A 24,181-nucleotide genomic window follows, 5' to 3' on the forward strand; every position below is an offset into this window, starting at 1 on the left:
TCCACAGGAGTTCCTGGGTTTTTAGGATCAATCAGTTTAACGGTTGATGGGTCAACATTACCGTCATTATCGGTTACTTTTTGGGTAACAGGTTCACCTGATTTACCAACTTTGCTATCTGGTNTTAGTACNGTTGGTACANTCACATCTACGGTAGTCGGTGAAATTGGGTTTCCGTTCTTGTCACTACCTGTATAAGTAATTGGGGTAGGGTCGCCTTTAAAACCTGTCGCAGGCGTAAAGGTAACATTGCCATTACCATCCGTCGTCCAAGTCCCTTCATTTGGCACTTCAACTTTGTCAGTTGGGTTACCAGTTTTTGGGTCAATCAGTTTAACTGTTTTAGGGTCAACATTGCTATCATTGTCGGTTACTTTTTGGGTAACTGTTTCACCTGGTTTAGCAACTTTGCTGTCTGGTGTGCTAGTAGAAGTTTGTTGCGGATAAATAACGGTAACCGTTGTTTGCTCAGTACCATTTGCACCTTTTGCTTCGTAATGAACAGGTGTTGGATTACCTATAAAACCTTTTTCAGGGGTAAAAGTTACTTCACCAGTAGGATTGCCATCACTGTCTTTTACCGTTGACCAAGTCCCTTGACCTGGTACGACAACATCGCCATCAACAGGTTGTTTGGTAGTTGGGTCAATTAGTTTAACCGTTTTTGGGTCAACGCCATTATCATTTTTAGTCACATTTACGGTAGCAGGTTGACCTGTTTCACCGATTTTGATATCTGGGGTTAGATTTTGGTTATAAATCACAGCCACTGGGGTTGGTGCTAATTGATGACCACCTTTATCCGTTACGGTATAGTTAATCGGTGTTGGATTGGCATTAAAACCTGCTTCTGGTGTAAAAGTTACTTTCGCTGGATCATTTGGATCTTGTTCCCAAGTACCTTGACCTGCTACATCCACTTTGCTGGTTGGTTGATTGGTTACTGGGTCAATCAATTTAATTGTGCTTACATTAATATTGGTGTCATTGGTTGAGAGATTTATAGAGACCGAAGTACCTACTTCACCGAATCCAATGTCTGAGTCAGTTTTACCAGTTTGTGGTTGTGGTGCGGGATCATTGTCTTTGTCAATAATAAATGGAATTAAACCACCTGCAATCCACCATGGAAAACCATGTGGTAAATCAATCCATAATGGCACTACGATATGTTCACCACCTAAGGCTTGACCCTCTACGTCAGTATCTTGTAATTGAGTGACATAATCTGTCACCTCACCTGTGTCAGGAATGTAATAATAATAGTACCCATCCTCAGCGATACCGATTAACGCGTGGTCTTCACTTTCAAAAAAATCTTCAATAATCAGGTCGTCATTTTGCCCTTCACGCTCAAATGAAACGTGTAAATTTTTACCATGACGTTTGGTAATAATATGGTTAGGTGCTTTGCCAATTGAGTGGTCAAAAAATTCATAATTCACATGACGGTCGGCTTTGATAAAATCTGGCTTGCCGTCATTGGTGGTTAATTGTAATTCTTTGATAGTTTTATTCACACCGTGAACTTTGATTGTGACTTTTTTTGTCATAATTGCTTTCATAATTTGTCTCTTTTTCTAAAGTTTAAAGTCAATATATCAAAATATTATTAGTAATTGTCAAATACTGCCACAACACGGCGGTTTTGTTGACGACCTTCTGCTGTATCATTGGTCGCAATTGGACGACTTTCACCATAACCAACCGCATTTAGACGGTCTGGAGCAATACCGAATTGTTCAATCAAAATTTTACGTACTGCATTCACACGACGTTGTGACAAGGCTTGGTTATACTCATCGGTTTGACGGCTGTCAGTATGACCTTCAATATTAGCAGTTGCCGTTGGATGAGCTTTCATAAAGTCTGCCACTTCTGCGATACGGTTCATATATTTTGGTTTAACATCGTGTTTGTCTGTATCAAATAACACTTGCAAATCAATGCTATATTTTTGTTGTGCTACAGGTGGTGGCGGTGTGACTGGTGCGACTGGCATTGGACGGGTAACAGGTTCAACAGGGCAGTTCGGTACAACACGGCTGATTTGATGGGCTTGATGTGGCATATTTTCCATGGCTTTTAAAGCACTTTCTTTGGTAATATGCTTGATAGTAGTTTCACCTGCTTCATTGACATCAACAAAAAAGAAATAGTTATCTTGTGATGTTAAGTTAAAGGTCAAGGCATTTTTTAATAAATCATTATTTTTGTGCCCTGTGATTTCACCACTAATTTCATTCACACCTGAGCATGAATAGACTTGGCTATAATTACCCGGTTGTAAGCTCGTTTGAAAACGGTCATTAATCGCAATATTGGCACTTTGTTGAAAGCCGTCATTGTCTTGTGGGCGGATAAAAAATACGCTCGTCGCTCCTGTTGGGATATTTTGGTTGACTAAATCCTTAGCGTCAATGGCTTTTTCTTTTGTCCATTTGACACCATTTACGGCTTTAACGTTTTCAGTATTGATGATGCGAGCTGCTTGAGCTTGCATACCAAAGGTACTCGCTACTAGTGAAAGTGCGATAATTAAATGAGTGTATCTCATAATTACTCCAAGGTTAAGTTTTAAAGGCTTTTGAATATGCAAAAATAATGCCAACTCTATAAAAAACCTAAGGATACTATTCGTAAAATCTTCAAATGTGATGTTGAATTAATATAGGTTTTAAGTATTATTAGTTATAAATCTTCAGTTACATCAGCAACCGCTGATTTTTACACCAACTTAGCTTATGTATGTTTGACTTTATTATACTTTAATCAGGCTTTATTTTCAATTAAGCATAAACATCTACTTATTTTTTACTACAAAAACTATTATATTTAGGCAAAACGTGTAACCTTCACCCCCACACTATCGGCTTCTTTAATGGCGGTGGGTTTATGGATAGTGACGCTTACTTTTTGGGTGGCAAATTCGCTCAAAATCATTTGTGCCACAAGCTCTGCCAAGCGTTCTAGCAACGCCACTTTATTTGCCAAACTCACTTCGGCAATGCGTTCGCACACCGTTTTATAGTTTAACGCATCATTGATATTATCGGTTTGCGATGCCTGCTGTTGACTGCCATACATCTCAATGTCATAAATCAGCGGTTGAGCGATTTTTTGTTCCCATTCATACACGCCAATCACCGCATCTACTTTTAGACCTTTGATAAAAACCACATCATTTTCAAAATTATTGTTGGTTATTAGATTATTTATCATTATTTTATTACCTTATGCAATTTTGTAGAAGTTATCAGAGCGGTGAACCAATAAAAAAGTGAATACGAATAGGATTGTCTTTATCTGTGACACCTGTCGCTACGTCAAGTCGCACCAAGCCAATCGGCGATGACCACCGCACGCCAGCCCCTAGACCGACTTCGGTGCTGTTATCCGCTTCGCCTGTGGTGTCAAACGCATTGCCAACATCGCCAAATAGTGCCAAACGAAAGCCGTCTTTAAATTCATAATTATATTCTAAAGAGCCAACTGCTAACGCATCACCGCCTACCAAAAAGGCTTGATTGCCATAAGTTGGTGCTAAAGTGTCTGTGTTAAAGCCACGAATACTCTGGTCACCTCCTGCGAAAAACCGTAAGCGATACGGCACATCATAAAAATTATCACTATAAATATACCCTAAATCTAATCGCCCCAAAAGTTGGTGTTTTTTCGCATCGCCGAAACTATATAGCCCCGTCGCTCCCGCTCGCAAAATCGCAAGGTTGGTATCAGTTAACAAGCCGTCACCGCCGACTTCAATGGAATAACGTTGGCTATAACCTTGGGTTGGATTAACCAAATTATCAGCGGTAGTTTTGTGCATGGCATAGCCGAGTAGCAAGGCTTCTTGAGTAAAATCGGAGGCATAATTGTTAAATGGATAGGGCAAATCTTCGGTATCATAATTACCGCCATTTAACACTAATTTATCCCCCCGATAGCGTAACGACATCGTACGATTCCAGCCTGTATCGCTATGAATATTGCGTGCAACATTCGCATATAGTGTATCGACTTTAAAGGTATTCGCAAGGTCGTCCGAGTTTTTATGTTGATAACCGAGTGAACCTGTCAATTTATCATGGAGCGGATGTTTATAGGGCAGACTACCTGTCACTTCAATCGCTTGCTCTACTTTGGAGACAGCAGTGCTAATCCCTGCTTGGTAGCCATGCCGATTAACGAGATTGTTATTAATTTTACCTACGGCGCGCACACCGACATCGGTTTCATAACCCAGACCAAATTGGGCTTCATGTGGTTTGGTCGCATCTAGCACGATATAGGTCGGCACGGCTTTTTGTTCTGCGACTTGGGTTGGTGATAGTTTTGGCACAGGGTCGCCTGCCATCGCTTGCTGAAGTTTAGTTTGATTAGCATCGCCATGGTTGTTACGGTCAATTTTTTTGGCAATATCGCTCACCGCATTGGCGACAATCACGAGTGGATTTTTACTTTTATTGACTTCGTCAGGGGCAAGCTCAATATCTTCAGGGGCTTGTAATAAAATCTTAGATTTGGCTTGTATTACATCAAGGCGTTGTTGCACAGTATCTTCAATGTTAAAAGTCAATGGGGCGTAATCATCGGGATTTTGTACATTTTTGGCTTGTGTTTGGTTTTCGGTTTGATTGTCCGTTTTTTCATTATTTTCTACATTTTCACCGTTGGTTTGGTTTTGAAAATCCACGCCTGCGTTGTCTTTGGCAGGTAAAATCACATCCACATTTAAGCCGTTAAAATAGCGACTCACTGACAAATTATTAGTAAGCTCAGTAACAAATGGCTGATAATAAGGGTCACCTTTTTGATAAGGGATAAGCTGTTGTAATAATTCAGGTTTTAGTGGTAATTTATCTGGTTCATCGGTAAGATTGCCCTGTTTATCAATGCTATATATTTTGATATCACCAAATTGATAACGATTTTTGGTGTCATACACCAAATCCACATCCGCCACGTTATCAGGCAAAATCACATCCACCGAATGATTGAGCCAACGCCCATCAAAAAAACCATTGGTTTGCGAAATACCTTCTATCATAGCTTTGGTGCTTTCATACACCCCATGGTTAAACACATCACCCGTCGTCGGCAAGCCGTCTTGCTCAATGCTAGTATAAACAGGTAACGCTTTTTCACCTTCTGCCCCTTCACCCCAAATATCCAGCAACTGATGTTGTACGATAACAGGCTCACCGATTTCCAAACTCACTTCAATATTATCACCACCAACGTGCTTAAAACTAGTCTTCACGTCATAATAGCCCACCGCTTCGCTAGCTTCCACCGCGATTTGACGCAAGCGGTTAATACTGGCATTAAAGTCTTCCACCGACGCCACCGTCACTTGTTCTAGCATGGCCTTGATATTTTTGGCGGGTTGCTGTTCTTCATCGGCATTGACAATCTTAACATCAATATAATTCACGCCTTCAACGGTATTTAACACCCTGTTTTTAAGTTTACTTAACAAATTTGGCTTATCAGCGACCACTTTGCTATCGGTTTTTGCCACTGCCAATGCTGCCGTTTTTTGTTGATATTCAGGCAGATAATCATCAGGATTAATGATATCATTGGCATCGACGTCATCGGTTTGATTGGTGAGATTTTTGGCTTGAGCATCAGCGTCAGGTTGGATTGCGTTGTCGCTTAGTTGTTCGGATCGGTTTAAACTTTTGGTAGAATTAACGATTTCTTGGGGCATTGGTGCTGTATTTTTAGTCGCCAAACTTGGCAAATCCCCTGCTTGAATATCGCTATTATTTAACAAATGTTTATTTTCAAAAGTAGAAATCGGTTGGTCAAAATTATCAAAATCAGTTAACGTTTGATTTTCGATACGTTGATTAATTTTATTGGTAAAATTTTGTTTTGTATTATTATCGATCTTTGTCACATCGTTAGATAGACTGTCATTACTATTTGGGCTGTTTGGCAAATTTTGGATTGGATTATCAACTTGATACACATAATTTTCACTATCAAAAATTTGTTGATTGCGTTGCAAATTTTCATTTAGCTCAATGGTGGCTTTTGGCGTGTTTGGTTTTTCATCAGCAAAAACGCTTTGTGAGACAAGACTACTCACACTTAAAATCGCAAGACTTAATGAAGTACGGTAGAAAGGATTATGACAGATTTTTTTCATAAATTTTGACAACAATTAATGCGTAAATAAATTTTGACAACCAAGAATTTTACTAATTTTAACACACCGCTTTGATTTACCAAAATAAATTTGCCAAAAAGTTTTCGCACCTTTGGCTTTTTTTTGTTAATATAGGCAAATTATTCCACACAAAGCAGGAAAATTATGAGTAGCCAATTTGTGTTATTTGGGAGCAAGCGTTTTACGCCGATGTTTTTTACCCAGTTTTTGGGGGCGTTTAATGACAATGTATTTAAGCAAGGCTTGATTTTAGTGCTGACTTTTATGGCATCTGCCAAACTTAGCATGAGCGTCAGTTTGTTAAATAATTTGGCGGCGATGCTGTTTGTGTTGCCGTTTTTTTTGTTTTCAGCGTTGGCAGGACAGTTGGCAGACAAATACGACAAAGCCAAACTTACTCGCATTGTTAAAATCAGCGAAATCGGTATCATGGCGTTGGCGACATTCGGATTTGTATTTGAAATTTATACGTTGTTATTTTTGGCGTTGTTTTTAATGGGAACGCATTCTACGTTTTTTGGGCCTGTGAAATACGCCTACCTACCTCAAGCCATGCATCAAGACGAACTGGTTGGGGCGAATGGACTATTTCAAATGGGAACCTCACTGGCGATTTTAACAGGCATGATGACCGCAGGGATACTCACTCAGCAGGAAAACGCCTTGTGGTGGTTATCAGGGTTTGTGCTGGTAGTCGCTTGCTTAGGCTATTTTAGCAGTCGTTTTGTACCAAATATGCCTGCCCCACAACCTGACTTGGTGGTAGATTGGCATATTTTTCGCACCAGTTGGCAAACGATAAAATACCTGTTTAGCTTGCCAATTATGTGGTTTACCATCATGGGCAATAGTTGGTTTTGGTTTTATGGGGCGACGCTGACCGTGCAAGTGCCTGAATTTGCCAAAACGATTTTGTACGGTGGGGAAAGTGTGATTATTTTTTTGTTAACCCTGTTTTCGGTGGGAACGGCGTTAGGCTCGGTGTTGTGCAAAACTTTCACCAAAAACCAAGTCAGCCTAAAATTATTACCCTTTGGCATAGCAGGTTTAACGATTTTTGCCATTGATTTGTTTTTGGCGTTGTCTAATTTAAACTTATCAATGGGTGAAAAAACCAATTTTTTTAGCATCAGTCAACTGTTGGCAATTGATGGTATGTGGCGGATATTTTTGGATTTATTTTTGTTAGGCTTTAGTGGTGGGATTTATATTGTGCCGTTATACGCCTTTATGCAAGCCTACGCCCCAAAAAGCCACAGAGCTCGGGTGATTGGGGCGAATAATATTTTTAATGCGTTGTTTATGGTCAGTTCAGCGGTGTTTGCGATTGTGTGTTTAAACGTGTTAAAAATCAGCTTACCGATGTTGTTTGCAGTGGTGGGTGGGTTAAATTTGGTGGTTGGTGCGTGGGTGTTTGTTAATTTAAAAAAACAACAGAATTTATTATAATTCATTATTAAGTATAAGAACCTGTATTCATAACATTTTTGCAATGAAAAATGCGGTAAATCGCCCGCTTTTCAAGGAAAAAACGCAGGTTGATAGTCATTCTATCAAACAAGTTTTTGACGCAGAAAAGCAAAATTTAGCCAGTTTTCATGCAAAAGCAGACTTTTATCCAATAATCCTACCACAAATTCTAATTTGCGTAAGGTTGTGAATACAGGTTCTAAAATACTTCTCAACGTTTTCCGTTCGCCCTGAACTTGTCGAAAGGTAAAAAATACCGTTTTGCAAAAACCGTTATGGTTTGACAGGCTCACCACAAACGGTTTTGAATAAAATATATCTCAAATTAACGCTATTAAATGAATTATTGCAATTTGCCTTTTTGCATTTTTACCATGCCAAACATCGCCATCAGTAATGCCAAACATTGCACCGCCAACAACAACCAAACCGTGCTTGTCCATTTGCCATAAGCATATGCCAAACCGCACAACCACGCCCCTGCCGTACCGCCCAAATAATAACACAAATAATACAGCCCTGACGCTAGCGAACGCCCTTCTTTGACATTTACCGCAATATAAGTAATGGTCGCCGATTGGGTAATAAATACGCCACTTGACATCACCGTCAAACCCAAAATCACCGCCCACAACGGCTGTGCCAAGGTAATCAACACACCCACCATAGACACCACCACCGCCACTCTCACCATACGAGCCGAACCAAAATGGGCAATCAAATTACTGGCAATCGGCGTAATCACCACACCCAACAAATATACCGAAAAAATGTTTGCCAAATCACCACTGTCTAACAAATATGGCCTATCTGCCAAATGCAAATTGATAAAAGTAAAACAACCCACGAGCGAAAACAACACACAAAACCCTAGCAAACATGCCGTTACCACATAGCGATTAGTCGCATGGCGTTGTAAAATTTGTAATGATGAACGAAAGTTTGGATTTGGTAAAAAATGCCGAGATGTTGGCAGTTGCCACGCCACCCATATCGCCCCAATGAAAGTCAGCATCGCCATACACCAAAAGCCCTGTTGCCAGCCAATTATCTGCTCCAAATGCCCAAGCAAAAACCGCCCCAAAAACCCACCCAACACCGTGCCAGCCACATAAAATGCCATGAGTTTTGCCACCGCTTTACCTACAAACTCTTCGGCAACGTAAGCAATGGTTACCACCGTAATCGCAGGCACTGCCAAGCCTTGCAAAAACCGCCACACAATCACTGACTGCAAATTATCCGCAAAGCCAATCAAGGCTGTCGGCACTGCCAACGCCAACATCGCCACCACGATAAACGGCTTGCGTCCATACGCATCGGACAACATCCCCATAAATGGCGACATCAACGCAATCGCCAACACCGTCGCCCCAACCGTCAAACCAACTTGGGTTTCATTTGCCAAAAAAGTTTGCATCAATACAGGCAAAATCGCCTGAATGGCATACACTTGCAAAAACGCAAACATTCCCACAATAAAAATACTCACCTTTAACAATAGGCTAATCGGTGGCATGCTATTGGTGGAAGAGTTGGCAGAGTTGTCAGACATAATCGTTCCTAACATTAGATTTTAGATTTTTGGCAAAAAATGGCGAGATAAACGGTTATCTTAGCACTTTCTTTGATTGGTTTAATAAATTTTTATCATTGAAAAAATTAGCTTTTGACAAAAAATTAACATATTTTTGCTAACAATTTTGCCAAGATAGATTATAATAAGGTCATTTTTAATTCGCATCACGATTCATTAGGGAACGACAATGCCAGACCAAAATTTTAGCCAATTACCCAAGCCCCATACCACTTATGCCAATATTATCAAAAGCTTATTGCCGATTGGCGAGCATGACAAAGGTGACAAATCGACCTTACCGACCGCCACTTATAGCGTGGATAGTTTACAAATTGACCATGATAATTTGACCGATTACCGCAAAATTTGCGGGTTTAGCAATAATAGCTACATTCCGCCAACTTATTTTGCCGTGTTATCACAAAGTTTGCAAATGAATATGATGGTAAAAGAGCCATTTCCGTTTGCAATGCTTGGGCTGGTGCATATTCACAACAATGTCACCCAACACCGCCCTATTCAAGATACAGGCATATTTAAAATGACCGTGAGCTTTGCCAATTTACAAGAACATGGCAAGGGCAAACAGTTTGATTTTGTCACCCATGTGTATGAAAATGACGAGTTGGTTTGGCAAGGGACTTCGACCTATTTATCGCGTCAGAAAAAAGCCAAAACTACCAAAAAACCGAGCGAGCCGACCGTAAAACCAATTTTAGATGAAAATAATGTGCATCAATTTTGGCAAATAGCCGAAGATATTGGCAGACGTTATGCTTTTATTTCGGGCGATTTCAATCTAATCCACTTGCACCCATTATCCGCCAAAGCCTTCGGTTTTCCTAAAGCAATCGCCCACGGAATGTGGACAAAAGCAAAATGTTTGGCACAATTAGGCGAATTACCAAAGGCGTTTTCTTGTGATGTGGATTTTAAATTGCCGATTTTTTTACCTTCCGAAGTCGAATTTATCGCCCAGTATGACAACGCCGACCGCCATATTCAATTTGGCGTGTATGATGTCAACAGCCCAAAACCGCACGTTATCGGTAGCGTAACTGATTTTGACACGGCGAAAGTAAAAGATTAATTTTTTTAACAAATTAATTTAATAAATTGGCTTAAAAACATAAAAACAGGGCGTGAAATGACGCCCTATTTTACAGCTTAATTATCACAAAATCATGGCAAAAATATAAAAGGAAACGCATGGATTATCAACGGATTAACGCAACACTGCGTGAGATTTTGACAAATTTTGACCTAAATCAACAACAAGGCGGTGGTAGTTTAACGATTTTTCATCAAGGGAAATTGGTAACGGATTTGGCATTTGGCACAACGCACCAAACCTTACAAGCACAGTGGACGAGTCACACTTTATCACTCAATTATTCAACAGGCAAAGGCGTGTTAGTAACACTTATCCATATTCTAGTCAACAAAGGTTTGCTAAATTATGACACACCAATTAGCCAATATTGGACGGCGTTTGCCAGTCATGGTAAAGAAAACATCACTCTTCGCCAAGTGCTAAGCCACGAAGCAGGGCTGATTGACATTAACAGCATCACCGATACCGCCGATGATGTGCAAGATTGGCAAGCCATGCTACAAAAAGTCGCCAATATGACCGTGTACGCCAAAAAATTTGCCAATCCGAGCGAAAAATTCGTGGCGTATAGTGCGTTGGTGTCAGGCTGGGTATTGGGCGGTTTGATTGAAATCGTCACAAAAATGCCGTTACAACAGGCATTAGATACGTTTTTGGCGGAACCGCTTGGGATTAAAGGTGAAGTATTTTTTGCCTTACCTACCGAAAAAAACCACGAAATTGCTATTCCTGAACGGGTTGCCCTACAACAGCAAAATGGTGATAATCTTGAAAAACTCACACGTACCAAGCCGACCTTAATACCTGATAATGAACAAACTTTAGATTTTTTGACAAGCTTGGACTGTTATCCTTGTTGGCAAAACCACTGGCAACAACAGCAAAACAAAGCCAATTTAGCCACTCGAGCCGAAAAACGCCTAACTAGCCAAGAAATTAATCAACTTTATTTTAATATTCGTAACGTGGATATGACGGATTATAAAGCATCACTTGTGCCAAGAAATAGTCGAACATTTGACTATTATCAACCACATATTTTACAGTCCAAAGTCCCTGCAGCGAACGTAACTGCCAGTAGTTTTGCCATGGCAACGATTTATAATATGCTAGTTGCAAGCAAAAAAGCCGACACAAGTTTAATTTCACCGATGATTTTTAATAAATTAAAAACCGTGCAAAATCAACAACTTGACAAGGTTATGCCCGCACAGATGAATTGGCGTTTGGGCTATCATCGCATCTTTAGTGTGTGTCATGAGACCGCGGAGGGTTTTGGACATATAGGCTACAACGGCTCAATGGCATGGTGCGACCCGAGCCGTGAGCTGGCGGTGGCATTTGTGCATAATTATGACGTCACCATGCTCACCGATGTACGTCAATTTATCATCAATGAGACGGTTTTGGCATTCTTTGCTAGGGTTTAAAAAGGGGTGGGAGTTGTGATAAATGATTGATTTTACAAAGATGATTAATTTGTACAAAATCAATCATCTATTTGATTTAAGCGGTAACATTGACAGTACTGACCGGTTGATAGTTTAAATGACGATTAAATTTTTTTTCAGCCACTCTAAACAAAGCGATAAAAACCCAAGATAACACCAAATAAATCACCCCTGCAGCAAAGTATAATTCAAGGGTTGCATAAGTTTTAGCAATCAAGGTTTTGGCTTGTCCTGTCAAATCCATGATAGAAATCGTAGATGCCAACGCACTGCCTTTTAGCATAAAAATGACCTCATTACTATAAGCAGGGAGCATAATGCCAAAGGCTCGTGGCATGATGATGCGTTTAAATTTTTGGGCATAACTCATACCTATCGCATCGGCGGCTTCATTTTCGCCTTTGGGAATGGCTTTGATTGCCCCACGCACGATTTCGGCGGTATAAGCGGCAGTGTTTAGGGTAAAAGCCACAATCGCCCAAAAATACGGTTTTGACAACACTTTTGTCCAAAGCCAACCATCTTTTAAGCTATCAGGAATAAACTGCCCCAACCCATAATAAATCAAGAAAATCTGTACCAATAACGGCGTGCCACGAAAAAAGAAAATAAAACCAAACGGCAAGGCTTGCACCCACCATTTTTTGGAAACCCGAGCCAACCCGAGTGGGACTGCCAACATTAATCCCAAAATCCCCGAAATCACCACCAAGCCAATCGTTGTCAGCGATGCGGTCATCAGCGTTGGCAGACTGTCAATAATTACTTGCCAATTCCAATTCATGATGATGCCCCTTGTGTCAATCTCGCTTGTTTTTGTAGGCGTTTGGCGTAGCGTTCAGCAGGGTTATTGAGCCATTCTAACCACATGATAATACCTGTCACCACCACCGTCATCGCTAAATACATCAAAGCTGCCGTCATATAAAAGGTAAATGGTTTTTGTGTGGATGTGGTAGCGACCACCGCTTGACGCATGATATCTTCCAGCCCAACCACCGACACCAAAGCGGTATCTTTTAACAATACCAAAAACAAATTGCCCAATCCAGGTAAAGCCAACCGCCACATTTGGGGCATTTTTATCCGCCAAAAAATCTGACGGCGGTTTAGCCCAATCGCTTGCCCTGCTTCATCTTGTCCTTTGGGGATTTCTTGGAATGCCATGCGAAACGTTTCGGTAGCATACGCCCCAAACGCAAAAGATAACGCCATGACCCCTGCCCAAAATTGGCTGATTTCCACATATTTGGTATAGCCAAATTTTGATAAAATCGCCCCAAGCAACATCGTTCCACCAAAATAAATGAACAAAACCGACAAAAGTTCAGGAATACCCCGAACAAACGTGGTATAAGCGGTGGCAATCGCTTGTAAAACCTTAAAGCGTGATAATTTGGCAATCGCCCCAAACAAGCCAAGTATCAGCCCAATCACCAAACTTGTTAACGCAAGTTTCATGGTAACGACAGACCCACTTAACAACAAATGCCCATAACCCTGCAAATCTAACACAACGGTTTACCTTTTTTTACATAATCAAACGAAGATAACAAAAAATGACCAAAAAATTTAAATGCGTAATTTTACGTTATTCAGTGGTTAAAAACTACTAAAATTTTGCAAAAACACAAAAAAACTGGATAAAATCATCAGATTTATCCAGTTTTTGTCAGTAAAAGTAAAATCAACGCTCTTGATTATTGACTAACACTTGCCGTTACCGAAGCAGATGCCGTTACAGTTGATGCCGTTGTACTTGCAGTTACGCTATTGATGCTTGCTTGTCCAAAATGTTTTGCCATGATTTTGTCATACGTTCCATTTTGGCGAATATTGCTTAACGAGGTATTTACTTTGGCTAACCAAATATCGTTTTTGCGTACCGCAATCGCCAATTTATCATGAATGTCAATTTCTTGACCTTTTACGCTAAAATTTGCCCCTTCAGGTGAATTTAACCATACTAACGCAGGGGCTTTATCTGCAATCATCGCTTCTACACGCCCTGCCCCCAAATCCAAAAACGCATTATCAAGCGTGTCATATAGCTTGTCTTCGGCATCAGGGTAGGTTTTTTCTAGCCACTGTGATGAAATGGTAGAACGCTGTGCCGATACGGTGTGACCGTTAATTTGTTCAGGACGACTTGGGTCAAATGGGCTGTCTTTTTTTGCCACGAATACCAAACTATTGGTAAAATACGGCTCGGTAAAGTCCACTTGGGTTTGGCGTTCTGGCGTGATTGACATCGCAGAAATCAAGGCATCAAACTTATTGGCATTTAGGCTTGGGATACTGCCTTCCCAATCTTGAGCCACGATTTCGCATTTGACTTTCATGTCTTCGCACAACGCATTGGCAATATCTACATCAAAACCGACCAATTCGCCTTTTTCATTTTTGTAGTTAAACGGTTTATACGCCCCTTCTGTACCGACACGAAACACGCTTGGCGTTTTGCCCGTTGCTGAATTTGCAGTGGCATCAGCAGGTTTTTGTTCGGAATTTTGGCAAGCGGTTAACCCAAATGCCGAAATTGCCAAAACTGATAATAACAATTTTTTAAACATAATTTTTATCCTATTTAAAAAATTAGTTGGTTGCCGATGCAACTGCCACACTCGCCACTTGACTAGCGTTGCCTGTTGCTTGAGCGGTGGCGGTAGTTGGGCTAACGGTGCTTGCCATATTATTTAACGTCGTCTCAGCAAAATATTTTTGGCTAATTTTGTCATATGTTCCGTTGGCTTTTAAGGTTGCCAAAGCGGTATTAAACTGGCCAATCAATGGGTCATTTTGACGAAACGCAATCGCAATTTTATCATCAATATTAATCGGCTCGCCTTTCACTTCATAATTCGTACCTTTTGGCGTTTTTAGCCATGCCAACGCAGGGGCAGAGTCCGAAATCATCAAATCCGCACGCCCGGCTTCTAGGTCAAGATAGGCATTTTCTTGGGTATCATACGATTTTGTAACGGCTTTTGGAAAATGTTTTTCCAAATATTCTAAGGCAGTTGTCGCACGTTGTACTGCAACATTTTTACCCGCCAAATCATCAGCCCCTTTGTCCACGCCTTTTTTACCAATAATGACTAAATTATTAATAAAGTATGGCTCACTAAATGCCACAACTTTACGGCGTTCTTCATTGTCTGACATTCCTGCCATGATAGCGTGGTATTTTTGGGCTTGTAAACCAGGGATTAAACCGTCCCAATCTTGGGAAATCACGTCACATTTGACGTTGGCTTCTTGGCACAAGGCATCGGCTAAATCAACCTCAAAACCGATTAGTTTACCATCTGCATCTTTAAAACTAAACGGTACAAAACTTGACTCGGTGGCAATGCGGATTTGGGGCGAGTCAGCATTATCAGTATTTGCCGTACTTAGGTTGGTGTTTTGGCTGGCAGGCTCAGCAGGTTTTTGGTTACAAGCGGTTAAACCAACAAGCATCGCTAAGGCGGTTATAGCAAAAGAGTTTTTTTTCATCATTTTATCCAATGTTTGTTTGATATTATTTAACAATTTATTTTAAAAAATTAATTTTTACAAAAAAAAATTATTGACCAAAATGCTGTTTTTGCAAATTCGCCAATGTGCCATTTTGTTGCAATGTAGCTAGAGCTTTGTCAATGTCGCCTTTTAATGGATCACCTTTACGCACTGCCATCGCAATGTTGTCGCCATTGTCCATTTCATCGCCCACAATGCCAAATTTGCCTTCGGCGTTTTGTTTGAGCCATTCGGTTGCGGTTACCTTTTCCGACAAGACGGCATTAACACGCCCAGCTTTAACTTCCATATAGGCGTTATCATAGGTGTCATACAGTTTTACTTCGTTGTCTTTACCATAAGTGTCTTGCAAATATTGAGCAAGGGTGGTTGAGCGTTGTCCCCCAAGCTGATAGCCTTTTACCACTTTTGGATTAAATTTGCCGTCCGTGGTGGCAAGCCAAACCATGGTATTTTTAAAATATGGTGTGCTAAAATCTACCTGTGCCGAACGCTCAGGGCTGATTGACATTCCTGACGCTACCACGTCATATTTTTTGGCAAGTAGCCCTGGTAAAATCCCTTCCCAGTCTTGAGCCACGATTTCACAGTCAGCTTTTAGCTCGGCACATACGGCTTTTGCCACGTCCACGTCATAACCGCCAAGACTACCATCTGTATTGGTAAAATTAAACGGACGATATGCCCCCTCGGTCGCGATACGGATTTTTTGCCCACCCGCGGTGGTCGGTGCCGTATTACTCGCTGGGGTGGCTTCGGTTTTTCGTGCTGTTTCGGTTGGTTGTTGATTGCAAGCAGTTAAGCCGATGCTCGCACAAAAACCTGCCAAGACCAATGATTGTTTTGTCATATTCAAAGTTTGCATTACAAATTCCTTTCCTAAAAATAAACATAAAAACTTAATAAAGTAAGGTACAACATTATTTGTTGCTTAAAGTTAACATAAAATAACACAAATGCAAGCAAAAAACATGACTTTTTACACGATAACACATAATTTTTTTTTAATTAGGCTAAAATAATCCATTTGGATAACAAAATTTTTGCAAAAATCATTATTTAAGTTTACAAATGTAAACATATTTTTAGGCAGAGTACTGTTTATTTTTGAAAAATCTTGTTACAATAGCGGTTATTTTTTCAATTTTTTGCAAATTTTAGCATAAGTATAGGTGATACATGGACATTAACCAAATCAAACAACTGATTGATTTAATGGAAGAACGCTCGCTTGCCGATTTAGAAGTACAAGACGGCGAAAAACGAGTTGTCATCAAACGTCATCTTACCACGACCTCTCCTGATGTTGCCCCAGTTGCGACCGCTCCGATTACGCCTGTACCTGCCACGCCAAAAGGAGCAACCGAAGACTCGCCAATGGTTGGCGTGTTTTATGTCGCCCCAAGCCCAAATGACCCGCCATTTGTCAAAGTCGGACAACAAGTCCAAGCGGGGGACACGCTCGGTATTGTGGAAGCGATGAAAATCATGAACCCATTAGAAGCGACACAAAGTGGCATTATCGCTGAAATTTTGGTGAATAATGGTGATGTGGTGCAGTTTGGGCAACCAATTGTACGATACCAAGCCTAAAGCGTTGTTTGCTTTTTAACTTATTTTTAATGTTAATTAAAATAATCATTAAGGGAAAATGATGATAAAAAAACTTTTGATTGCCAACCGTGGTGAAATTGCCCTGCGTATCGTGCGAGCCTGTAAACAGCTTGGTATTCAAACCGTTGGCGTGTATTCAACTGCTGATGAAAATCTGATGCACTTGCGTTTTGTCGACGAGGCGGTGTGCATTGGCAAACCCAACGCCAATCAAAGTTATTTAAATATTGATACGATTTTGACCGCTGCCGAGATTACAGGGGCGGATGCCATTCATCCTGGTTATGGATTTTTGTCGGAAAATGCCGAATTTGCCGAACGAGTAGAAGAAGCCGGACTGACGTTTGTTGGTCCAGAAGCCGAGCATATTCGCCTAATGGGCAACAAAATTTCGGCAATTAATGCCATGAAAAAAGCAGGTGTACCGACCGTCCCTGGTTCGGTGGGAAGCGTTACCCTTGCCAATGCAGAAGCCCAAGCCAAAACTATCGGCTTTCCCTTACTTATCAAAGCAGCAGCAGGCGGTGGCGGACGTGGAATGCGAGTGGTAGAACGTATTGAGCATTTATTACCCCAAGTACAAGCCGCAAAACAAGAAGCGGAACTCTGGTTCGGTGACGATAGTGTGTATATGGAACGCTATCTAAAAAACCCACGCCATGTGGAAGTACAAGTATTAGGCGATGGCAACGGCAATGCGTTGCATTTATTTGACCGAGATTGTTCATTGCAACGCCGTCATCAAAAAGTACTGGAAGAAGCCCCTGCCCCTGATATCGCTGATGATATCAAAGCCCCAATTTTACAAGCGTGCGTACGTGCCTGTGAACAAATCAAGTACCGTGGTGCAGGCACGTTTGAATTTTTGTATGAAGATGAACAGTTTTTCTTCATTGAAATGAACACCCGTGTCCAAGTGGAACACCCTGTTACCGAAATGATCACCGGCATTGACATCGTGGTGGAACAACTCAAAATCGCATCAGGCTACGGACTATCCTACCACCAAGACGAAATCAACGTGCGTGGACACGCTATCGAATGCCGTATTAATGCCGAAGACCCGATGACATTTATGCCATCGCCCGGTACAGTCACGCATTTATTTGCCCCAAATGGCTGTGGCGTGCGTTTTGACTCGCATTTATACCCAAGTTACGCCATTCCGACCTTTTACGATTCGTTAATTGGTAAATTAATTTGCCACGCTCAAACCCGTGGACAAGCGATTGCCAAACTACATCAAGCCCTTGATGAACTAATTGTTACAGGCATTAAAACCAATGTGCCGTTACACCGTGACGTGATTTTACAAGATAAAGCGTTTTGTGAACAAGCTCAAAATATTCACTATTTGGAAAATCATTTATTAAAAAAAGTTGATAAATAAACTGACTAGATGCAAATGAAAAAGTGGACTTAAACAAAATCCACCTTTTTATACAATCTTTTCAAATTTTGGTAAATATTTTATATATCAGGTTTATCCGCATCCGTAATAATGGTCATATCTTTTGGCGTTTTTCGCTTAAACTTTTGATAACGTTTTGCCAATTTACCGATAATTGGCAGTTTGCTTGCGGTAGTTAACAATGCTGATTTAGACAAATCATCGGCTAAGATATTTTTGCTAAATTGTTGTTGCATACGGCGAATTTTGCCTGTAACACCCGTGGTGTCTTTGATCGGGCGTTGGTTTTCAAGGGTTTGATTATTCACTCTATCTTCAGTCGGTTTTGGCATTTCACCATTTAACAAACGTTCTTTGTCTGTTTGTTTAATGCGTTTATCATCGTTATTCACATCGCTAACTTGACCGCCTGATAGCCCTGTTTTTTCACGGTTTGCCATATATTCATTTTCAATTTCGCCTGCATTATCGGCATGGCTGACGTCTTCGGGATTAGGCATTTTGCGTGGGGGCATATTGTCAAAAATTGCCGACATAGGTATGGAAAATTGTTGTTTTAACATGGCTTCACTCGCCGCAAGCGTTTCGATCCACTCAGTCGCCCACGGTGCGTGGGTTTTGAGTTTTGCCAAATCTTGCGAATGGGGCAATGGATAAGGCAGGTTTTTGTAAAAATCCCAAAACGTGTAATCATTGAGCGAACGTTTTAAAATATATTCATCATTTTCCGACATGGTAATCAAATTGTTGTCTTCCAAAAAACTGACATACCGATACCAATGAGGCATTTCTTGGCGACCTAGCACATCTCGCAAACCCGCTTCGTTTACCGCATTGCCAAGTTTATGCTCACGATACAGCACGTTTAACATATCCATAATGCTAAATAACGCATGGCGTGGATTGACTTCTTTGGTGCTAAAAATTGTCAAACAATAACTAATTTGCACGCCAAGCAAAATAATATTCCATGACAAATACACCCATAATAAAAACACAGGCAACACCGCAAACGCACCGTAAACTTTTTCATAACTGGTAAAATTTTCCACCACAAAGCCAAACGTTTGCTTTAACAACTCAAAAATAGTACCTGTAATCACACCTGCAATCAACGCAAATTTAAATCGCACTTGGCAACGTGGGATAAACCAATACATCAACACAAAACCGAGCGTCATCACACCAATGGACGCAAGCTGTATCCACACCGCCCAGTTAATACCGTAACCGCCAATTTTTTGGTTTAAAAAACTCAAACTTTGTACGGTACTTGACACGATAAACGCCGTGCCTAACACCAACGGTGCAAGGGTAATAATCGCCCAATAACGTAACAAACTCACCAGCGTGGTTTCTTTTTTTTCCACTTTCCAGATTTCGTTAAACGCCGTTTCAATGGTAATGAGCGTCATAATCGTGGTAACAAACAACGCCCCCAAACCGACAATGGTCAAATTAGATGATTTATCCGCAAAATCATTAAAATACTGGGTAACTTGAAAGCCTGATGACGGCAACAGATTATCATAAATCATCGCTTGAATGCTCTCTCTCGCCCCTGCCAATTGTGGTACAGACGACAGCACGACCAATACCAAAGTCAGCACAGGCACGATAGACAACAATGTCGTGTAAGTGAGCGATGCGGATTTTTGCGTGCAATTATCCGCCAAAAAGTTTTTGACTAAATAAATCAAAAACTGCACCCAAGTGTGTTGCATGATGGGTAATTTTTTAATTTTAATTAATAGCTCGTTCATAAAGTCCTATCAATTTACTTTTATTAAAAATAAATATTAGTTTATTAAGTTTATTAATAATTCAGTCACCGTATTAGTTACTATACTCATAACTTTGCCGTTCTTCACGGTTCATCTTGGCGATGTGGGCGGTTTTAAAGGCTTGTTTAAAGACTCCATTACCTTGAAAAACTTGTGGTATCATCTGTAAATCCTTTAGGTTTTTGCTATAAAACAACCATGTATTAAGATGGGTGGTTAATTCGCTTTCGCTAAGGTTTGGTTTTGCATAGGGTTTAACGGTGATAAAAGTGTGTGGGCGTATGATAAAACAAAACCAACATTTTTGCAATGTAGGCAATTTTCACTAACCATTTTTAAACAAAAAAAATCCGCCAAATTTGACGGATTTATTACATTGCCTCATTAGATAAAGTTTTAAAATATTAAGCCTTTTTTGGGGCAAATAGTTGTAATTCTGGATTAATATCAGTTTTTGCCACATTATTTACGTAGTTACACAAAGTCGCCAGCGCCACGCCCATCACCACATCAAGGATATTTTGGTCGCTATAACCTGCATCTTTCACCGCCTGCAATTCATCATCGCTGACTTGACCACGTTTGTCAATCAACTGCATGGTAAATTGTGCTAATGCTTGATATTTGGCGTTGTCATCAATGCTAGTACGCTCACGCAACGCATTTAGCACGTTTTCAGGCATTTTTAATTTTGTGCCAACTTTGGTATGACCTGCCACGCAGAAATCACAGCCATTATGAGCGGCGGCAGTGATTTGCACGACTTCAATTTCTTCTGGGGTCAAGCTATTACGGCTATTCATTTTGCCGACTTCTTGATACATTTCAAGGGCTTGGGGTGAATTTGCCAATACCCCAATCAAATTTGGGATAAAACCATTGGCTTTTTGTACCGCTTCAACACGCTCTTTGGCTTTTTCAGGGGCGGTTTCAACGGTATTAACGGCTAAACGTGCCATATTTTTTCCTTTTTTTTACTAAAATGAACGGTCAAATAAAATATAACACTTAATATAAGGATTTATGTTATTTTTACAAGTATTTTTTGAGATAAAACAACTTTTTCTAACCCAAATCCTAAATTAACTATTTACACTGGGTCAATTAAAACTTGAAAACCTATCCTTAATAACTCAATGAGGTTTTATTTTTTGTGAATACGTCTACTCGTAACTGCTCAGTCTGGCTAAATTGTGCTTGCTTTAATTCATCTATCATCATTTTTGATTGAGCCGTATCACCATATTGTGTTACAATTTGTTGTTTTTGTTGTTCAAACGCTTGAATTCTTGCCAAAAAGTCATTTTCCTGCCGATCCATTTCGTCCAAGCGACTCACTGCATCTTCGCTCACATATTTTCTACGTAACGCTCTGATTTGTTCTGCTGTCGCACCTTGTTGCTTTAGACGCTCGGTTTCTGCGATAAGTTCATTAATATTTTGCTGATTATTAAGCCTTTGTTGTAACTGCTCATTGTCATCTGCGACATTTTGTAAATATTGCTGTCTTAGCTCATTTAACGTTTTTTGGCGTTCACTTGGGGTTAGATGATTGTTCTGATTTGTTTTTATCACCGCCATATTATAATTGTTTAGATTGTCTTCTTGCGAAAAAAATGCTTGCTGAGTTAGCTTGTCAAAAATTTTTTGGCGGATGGCATAGGCTTGACGTTGTCGTTGCTCAACAATAGACAAATCTATCTTGCCTTCTTGTATTTGATTTAATTGAAGGCTGGCAATATTTTTTTCAAAATCAGCGATTTGTTGTAAATAATCAACATATTGATAATATATTTTAATTGCCTGACTACTGGCAGGTTCTGGTGTGTGCGATTCAATGTATTTTGTAACCTTGCTATGAATTTGTTCAAGCGACAATTCACCTTGTGTGGTTAAAAAATAATCAAACAATCGTCTTAGACCGTAGGTCACCACAAGGCTTTTATGTTCATCAATGATGATTTCACCATCTACTTGTGTACCATCCAAAGAGCTTTTGGTTGTTTTTTGGTCAGTTTTTGGTAGGGTGTCTATGGGCTGTGTCCCTGTGGCCGTCGTTTGTGAATGATTGGGTGGTATAGCGTTATCACTCGCCCTAACGACGGATTGGTTGTTATCTACTGTTAAGGGTTTTGAGGGTTTTAACCAAAGTATAAAGCATAGTATCATCACCACAAAGACACCACAGGCAATCATCAGCCATACTTTGCTACTTTTGGTTTTTTTCATAAATTTATCTATAATCCTTCATTTTTTAATAGATTGACATGCTTGCGATAAATAGACACAGGATTATTTTCTAAAATACTGGTCAAACCAAAGAGCTGATTCACCGAGTCCAAATGGTTCATTTTATAATCATCACGGATAACTTGCCCAAGACGGCTTGAGCATTTTGACACAAGTCCATCATTGGCATCTTGCTTAAATGGTAATGATGTTAATGCTAACATGGCATCACTAGGGTCAATCACGCTTGTCATTGTACCAACCCCACTAAAAGAATAATATTTTACCCCATTAACCTCTGTTTTAGTAGGATAACCACAATAAAAACTTGGCATTGCATTGGGATATTTTTGATTAAATTTTATGGCATAGTTGGAGCTTAAAGCGTTAACTGCAGACCAACCGTCTTGGGCTTGTAACTTATCAACACCAATTCCAGAACCAAAATCCATCGTTTTACCGATAAATTCAAAAAACCGCATGGCAATTTTTGAGCTTTGATTAAATTCGTTATCACCATAACCTTCTTTTTTACTACCCTCAGTAACCATTTTGATAACCCAGTCCGCCATTTTAGAGCCTTGCTCTGGGCTAGAAACAGCCGTAACACTAGCAACATATTCAGGAGCGACTGCGGCAACATAACGGATATCGATCCCCCCATGACTATGTCCAATCAAGTTTACTTTTGGACTACCTGTAATCGCCGATATGGTTTTGACTTGTTGCAGTAACTGCTCGCCACGTAACTCTGTGTCATTGATAGCCGATGTCTTAGTTGCAAAGACTGTTGCCCCGTTTTTTGCCAAATCTTGCGGAATACCATTAAAATAATCCACCAAACCAAATAAACGTGTCCAACCACCCAAACCATGTGCCAGAACAATCGGATATTTTGTTTCGCTATAGTTAGAAATGGTTTTTAAATCGCTGACTGGGATACAGCCTGTGGCATTGGCACAGTTATAATAAGTACCTGCATGGCTTAATGAATTGCTCATTAAACCTGCCACAGCCAATGTAAACATAGTAAGGTATTTTGCTTTTGGGGTAATCTGTTTCATGAGAAGCTTCCTATAATGATCAAAAATCCATAGAAGTGTGAGTTTAGCTAATATTTATTAGTATAAATAAGCTATTTAAAATTTGCAACAAAAAAAACAATATTTTATACAAACATTAGTCAAATAAAAGATGATTTTAAATCGCTAATATTTAGTTAAGCCCTTGGCAAGGTAACGCCTGTTTGCCCTTGATATTTACCACCACGGTCTTTGTAAGATGTTTCGCAAACATCATCGGCATCGCTTTGGAAAAACAGCATCTGTGCCACGCCTTCACCTGCATAAATCCGAGCAGGCAGATTGGTGGTATTGCTAAATTCCAACGTTACATGACCTTCCCACTCTGGCTCAAGCGGTGTGACATTGACAATAATGCCACAACGTGCGTAGGTGGATTTGCCCAAACAAATCGTCAAAACATCTCGTGGAATGCGAAAATATTCTACCGTACGAGCCAATGCAAACGAGTTTGGCGGAATGATACACTCATCGCCGACAATATCAATAAAACTTTTTTCGTCAAAGTTTTTTGGGTCCACAATCGCTGAATGCACATTGGTAAACACTTTAAACTCTCTGGCACAGCGTACATCGTAGCCATAGCTTGATGTACCATAACTTACCAACTTTTGTCCGTTTTCGTTAAAACGCACTTGACTGGGTTCAAATGGCTCAATCATACCGTATTCGGTTGCCATTTTTCTTATCCAGCGGTCAGATTTGATTGACATGACATGCCTCTTTATTTTATTGCAAAAGTGA

General features: G+C 40.2%; 20 protein-coding genes and 1 pseudogene. 5 read left to right on the forward strand and 16 right to left on the reverse strand.

Going from position 1 to position 24,181, the window contains the following annotated elements; genetic code table 11:
- From A3G3_RS0105605 to A3G3_RS0105620, 4 genes are all read right to left on the reverse strand, one after another.
- A partial coding sequence (locus tag A3G3_RS0105605) for an Ig-like domain-containing protein (protein ID WP_026212871.1) occupies nt 1-1,565 on the reverse strand: 1,565 nt, incomplete at its 3' end.
- Nucleotides 1,566-1,612: 47 nt separating this feature from the next.
- Nucleotides 1,613-2,557, reverse strand: a complete 945-nt coding sequence (locus A3G3_RS0105610; protein WP_019519562.1) for an OmpA family protein — start codon at nt 2,555-2,557, stop codon at nt 1,613-1,615.
- A gap of 278 nt (nt 2,558-2,835) precedes the next feature.
- Nucleotides 2,836-3,222: a dihydroneopterin aldolase gene (gene folB, locus A3G3_RS0105615; protein ID WP_019519563.1), complete on the reverse strand. Its 387-nt coding sequence runs from the start codon at nt 3,220-3,222 to the stop codon at nt 2,836-2,838.
- A gap of 34 nt (nt 3,223-3,256) precedes the next feature.
- Nucleotides 3,257-6,160 (reverse strand): autotransporter assembly complex protein TamA, encoded by a 2,904-nt coding sequence (locus A3G3_RS0105620; RefSeq protein WP_019519564.1) that lies wholly within the window; start codon nt 6,158-6,160, stop codon nt 3,257-3,259.
- Between the two features lie 165 nt (nt 6,161-6,325).
- On the opposite strand from A3G3_RS0105620, the gene A3G3_RS0105630 reads away from it, so the two are divergent.
- Nucleotides 6,326-7,630: an MFS transporter gene (locus A3G3_RS0105630; protein WP_019519566.1), complete on the forward strand. Its 1,305-nt coding sequence runs from the start codon at nt 6,326-6,328 to the stop codon at nt 7,628-7,630.
- A gap of 364 nt (nt 7,631-7,994) precedes the next feature.
- Here A3G3_RS0105630 and A3G3_RS0105640 read toward each other — a convergent pair whose 3' ends face one another.
- Nucleotides 7,995-9,206 carry an MFS transporter gene (locus tag A3G3_RS0105640; protein WP_019519568.1) on the reverse strand — a complete coding sequence of 404 codons (1,212 nt, stop codon included), beginning with the start codon at nt 9,204-9,206 and terminating at the stop codon, nt 7,995-7,997.
- Between the two features lie 211 nt (nt 9,207-9,417).
- Between A3G3_RS0105640 and A3G3_RS0105645 the strand changes: the two genes are divergently transcribed.
- Entirely contained in the window at nt 9,418-10,320 is a 903-nt protein-coding gene (locus A3G3_RS0105645; RefSeq protein ID WP_019519569.1) for a MaoC family dehydratase, read from the forward strand.
- A gap of 119 nt (nt 10,321-10,439) precedes the next feature.
- Nucleotides 10,440-11,774 (forward strand): serine hydrolase domain-containing protein, encoded by a 1,335-nt coding sequence (locus A3G3_RS0105650; RefSeq protein ID WP_019519570.1) that lies wholly within the window; start codon nt 10,440-10,442, stop codon nt 11,772-11,774.
- A 76-nt stretch (nt 11,775-11,850) separates the two neighbouring features.
- On the opposite strand, the gene A3G3_RS0105655 is transcribed toward A3G3_RS0105650, so the two are convergent.
- The 5 genes from A3G3_RS0105655 to A3G3_RS0105675 form a co-directional block, all read right to left on the reverse strand.
- Nucleotides 11,851-12,579 carry an ABC transporter permease gene (locus A3G3_RS0105655; RefSeq protein ID WP_019519571.1) on the reverse strand — a complete coding sequence of 243 codons (729 nt, stop codon included), beginning with the start codon at nt 12,577-12,579 and terminating at the stop codon, nt 11,851-11,853.
- On the reverse strand, nt 12,576-13,310 hold the full coding sequence (locus A3G3_RS0105660; RefSeq protein ID WP_019519572.1) for an ABC transporter permease: 735 nt from the start codon (nt 13,308-13,310) through the stop codon (nt 12,576-12,578). The genes A3G3_RS0105655 and A3G3_RS0105660 overlap by 4 nt, the downstream gene beginning before the upstream one ends.
- A 185-nt stretch (nt 13,311-13,495) precedes the next feature.
- Nucleotides 13,496-14,368, reverse strand: a complete 873-nt coding sequence (locus tag A3G3_RS0105665) for an ABC transporter substrate-binding protein (RefSeq protein ID WP_019519573.1) — start codon at nt 14,366-14,368, stop codon at nt 13,496-13,498.
- Between the two features lie 22 nt (nt 14,369-14,390).
- A complete protein-coding gene (locus A3G3_RS0105670; RefSeq protein WP_019519574.1) occupies nt 14,391-15,293 on the reverse strand; it encodes a transporter substrate-binding domain-containing protein in 903 nt (300 codons plus the stop codon).
- A 70-nt stretch (nt 15,294-15,363) separates the two neighbouring features.
- Entirely contained in the window at nt 15,364-16,182 is an 819-nt protein-coding gene (locus A3G3_RS0105675) for a transporter substrate-binding domain-containing protein (RefSeq protein ID WP_019519575.1), read from the reverse strand.
- A gap of 314 nt (nt 16,183-16,496) precedes the next feature.
- Between A3G3_RS0105675 and accB the strand changes: the two genes are divergently transcribed.
- A complete protein-coding gene (gene accB / locus A3G3_RS0105685) occupies nt 16,497-16,910 on the forward strand; it encodes an acetyl-CoA carboxylase biotin carboxyl carrier protein (RefSeq protein ID WP_019519577.1) in 414 nt (137 codons plus the stop codon).
- Nucleotides 16,911-16,971: 61 nt separating this feature from the next.
- Nucleotides 16,972-18,321, forward strand: a complete 1,350-nt coding sequence (accC, locus tag A3G3_RS0105690; protein WP_019519578.1) for an acetyl-CoA carboxylase biotin carboxylase subunit — start codon at nt 16,972-16,974, stop codon at nt 18,319-18,321.
- Between the two features lie 80 nt (nt 18,322-18,401).
- On the opposite strand, the gene A3G3_RS0105695 is transcribed toward accC, so the two are convergent.
- The 6 genes and pseudogenes from A3G3_RS0105695 to dcd all read right to left on the reverse strand — a co-directional run bounded on the left by A3G3_RS0105695 (nt 18,402) and on the right by dcd (nt 24,150).
- The gene (locus A3G3_RS0105695) at nt 18,402-20,105 is read right to left on the reverse strand and encodes a YhjD/YihY/BrkB family envelope integrity protein (RefSeq protein WP_019519579.1); all 1,704 of its coding nucleotides are present in this window, start codon (nt 20,103-20,105) and stop codon (nt 18,402-18,404) included.
- A gap of 79 nt (nt 20,106-20,184) precedes the next feature.
- Nucleotides 20,185-20,355: pseudogene (locus tag A3G3_RS14970) on the reverse strand (Rpn family recombination-promoting nuclease/putative transposase); the annotation flags it as partial.
- Between the two features lie 175 nt (nt 20,356-20,530).
- On the reverse strand, nt 20,531-21,085 hold the full coding sequence (locus A3G3_RS0105705) for a carboxymuconolactone decarboxylase family protein (protein WP_019519581.1): 555 nt from the start codon (nt 21,083-21,085) through the stop codon (nt 20,531-20,533).
- A gap of 166 nt (nt 21,086-21,251) precedes the next feature.
- Entirely contained in the window at nt 21,252-22,355 is a 1,104-nt protein-coding gene (locus tag A3G3_RS13245) for a lipase secretion chaperone (protein ID WP_019519582.1), read from the reverse strand.
- Nucleotides 22,356-22,363: 8 nt separating this feature from the next.
- Nucleotides 22,364-23,419, reverse strand: coding sequence for an esterase/lipase family protein (locus tag A3G3_RS0105715; RefSeq protein ID WP_019519583.1), 1,056 nt, complete (start codon nt 23,417-23,419; stop codon nt 22,364-22,366).
- Between the two features lie 155 nt (nt 23,420-23,574).
- The gene (gene dcd, locus A3G3_RS0105720; RefSeq protein ID WP_026212874.1) at nt 23,575-24,150 is read right to left on the reverse strand and encodes a dCTP deaminase; all 576 of its coding nucleotides are present in this window, start codon (nt 24,148-24,150) and stop codon (nt 23,575-23,577) included.
- Between the last annotated feature and the right edge of the window lie 31 nt (nt 24,151-24,181).

It is taken from the genome of Moraxella boevrei DSM 14165 (assembly GCF_000379845.1).
GTDB lineage: Bacteria > Pseudomonadota > Gammaproteobacteria > Pseudomonadales > Moraxellaceae > Faucicola > Faucicola boevrei.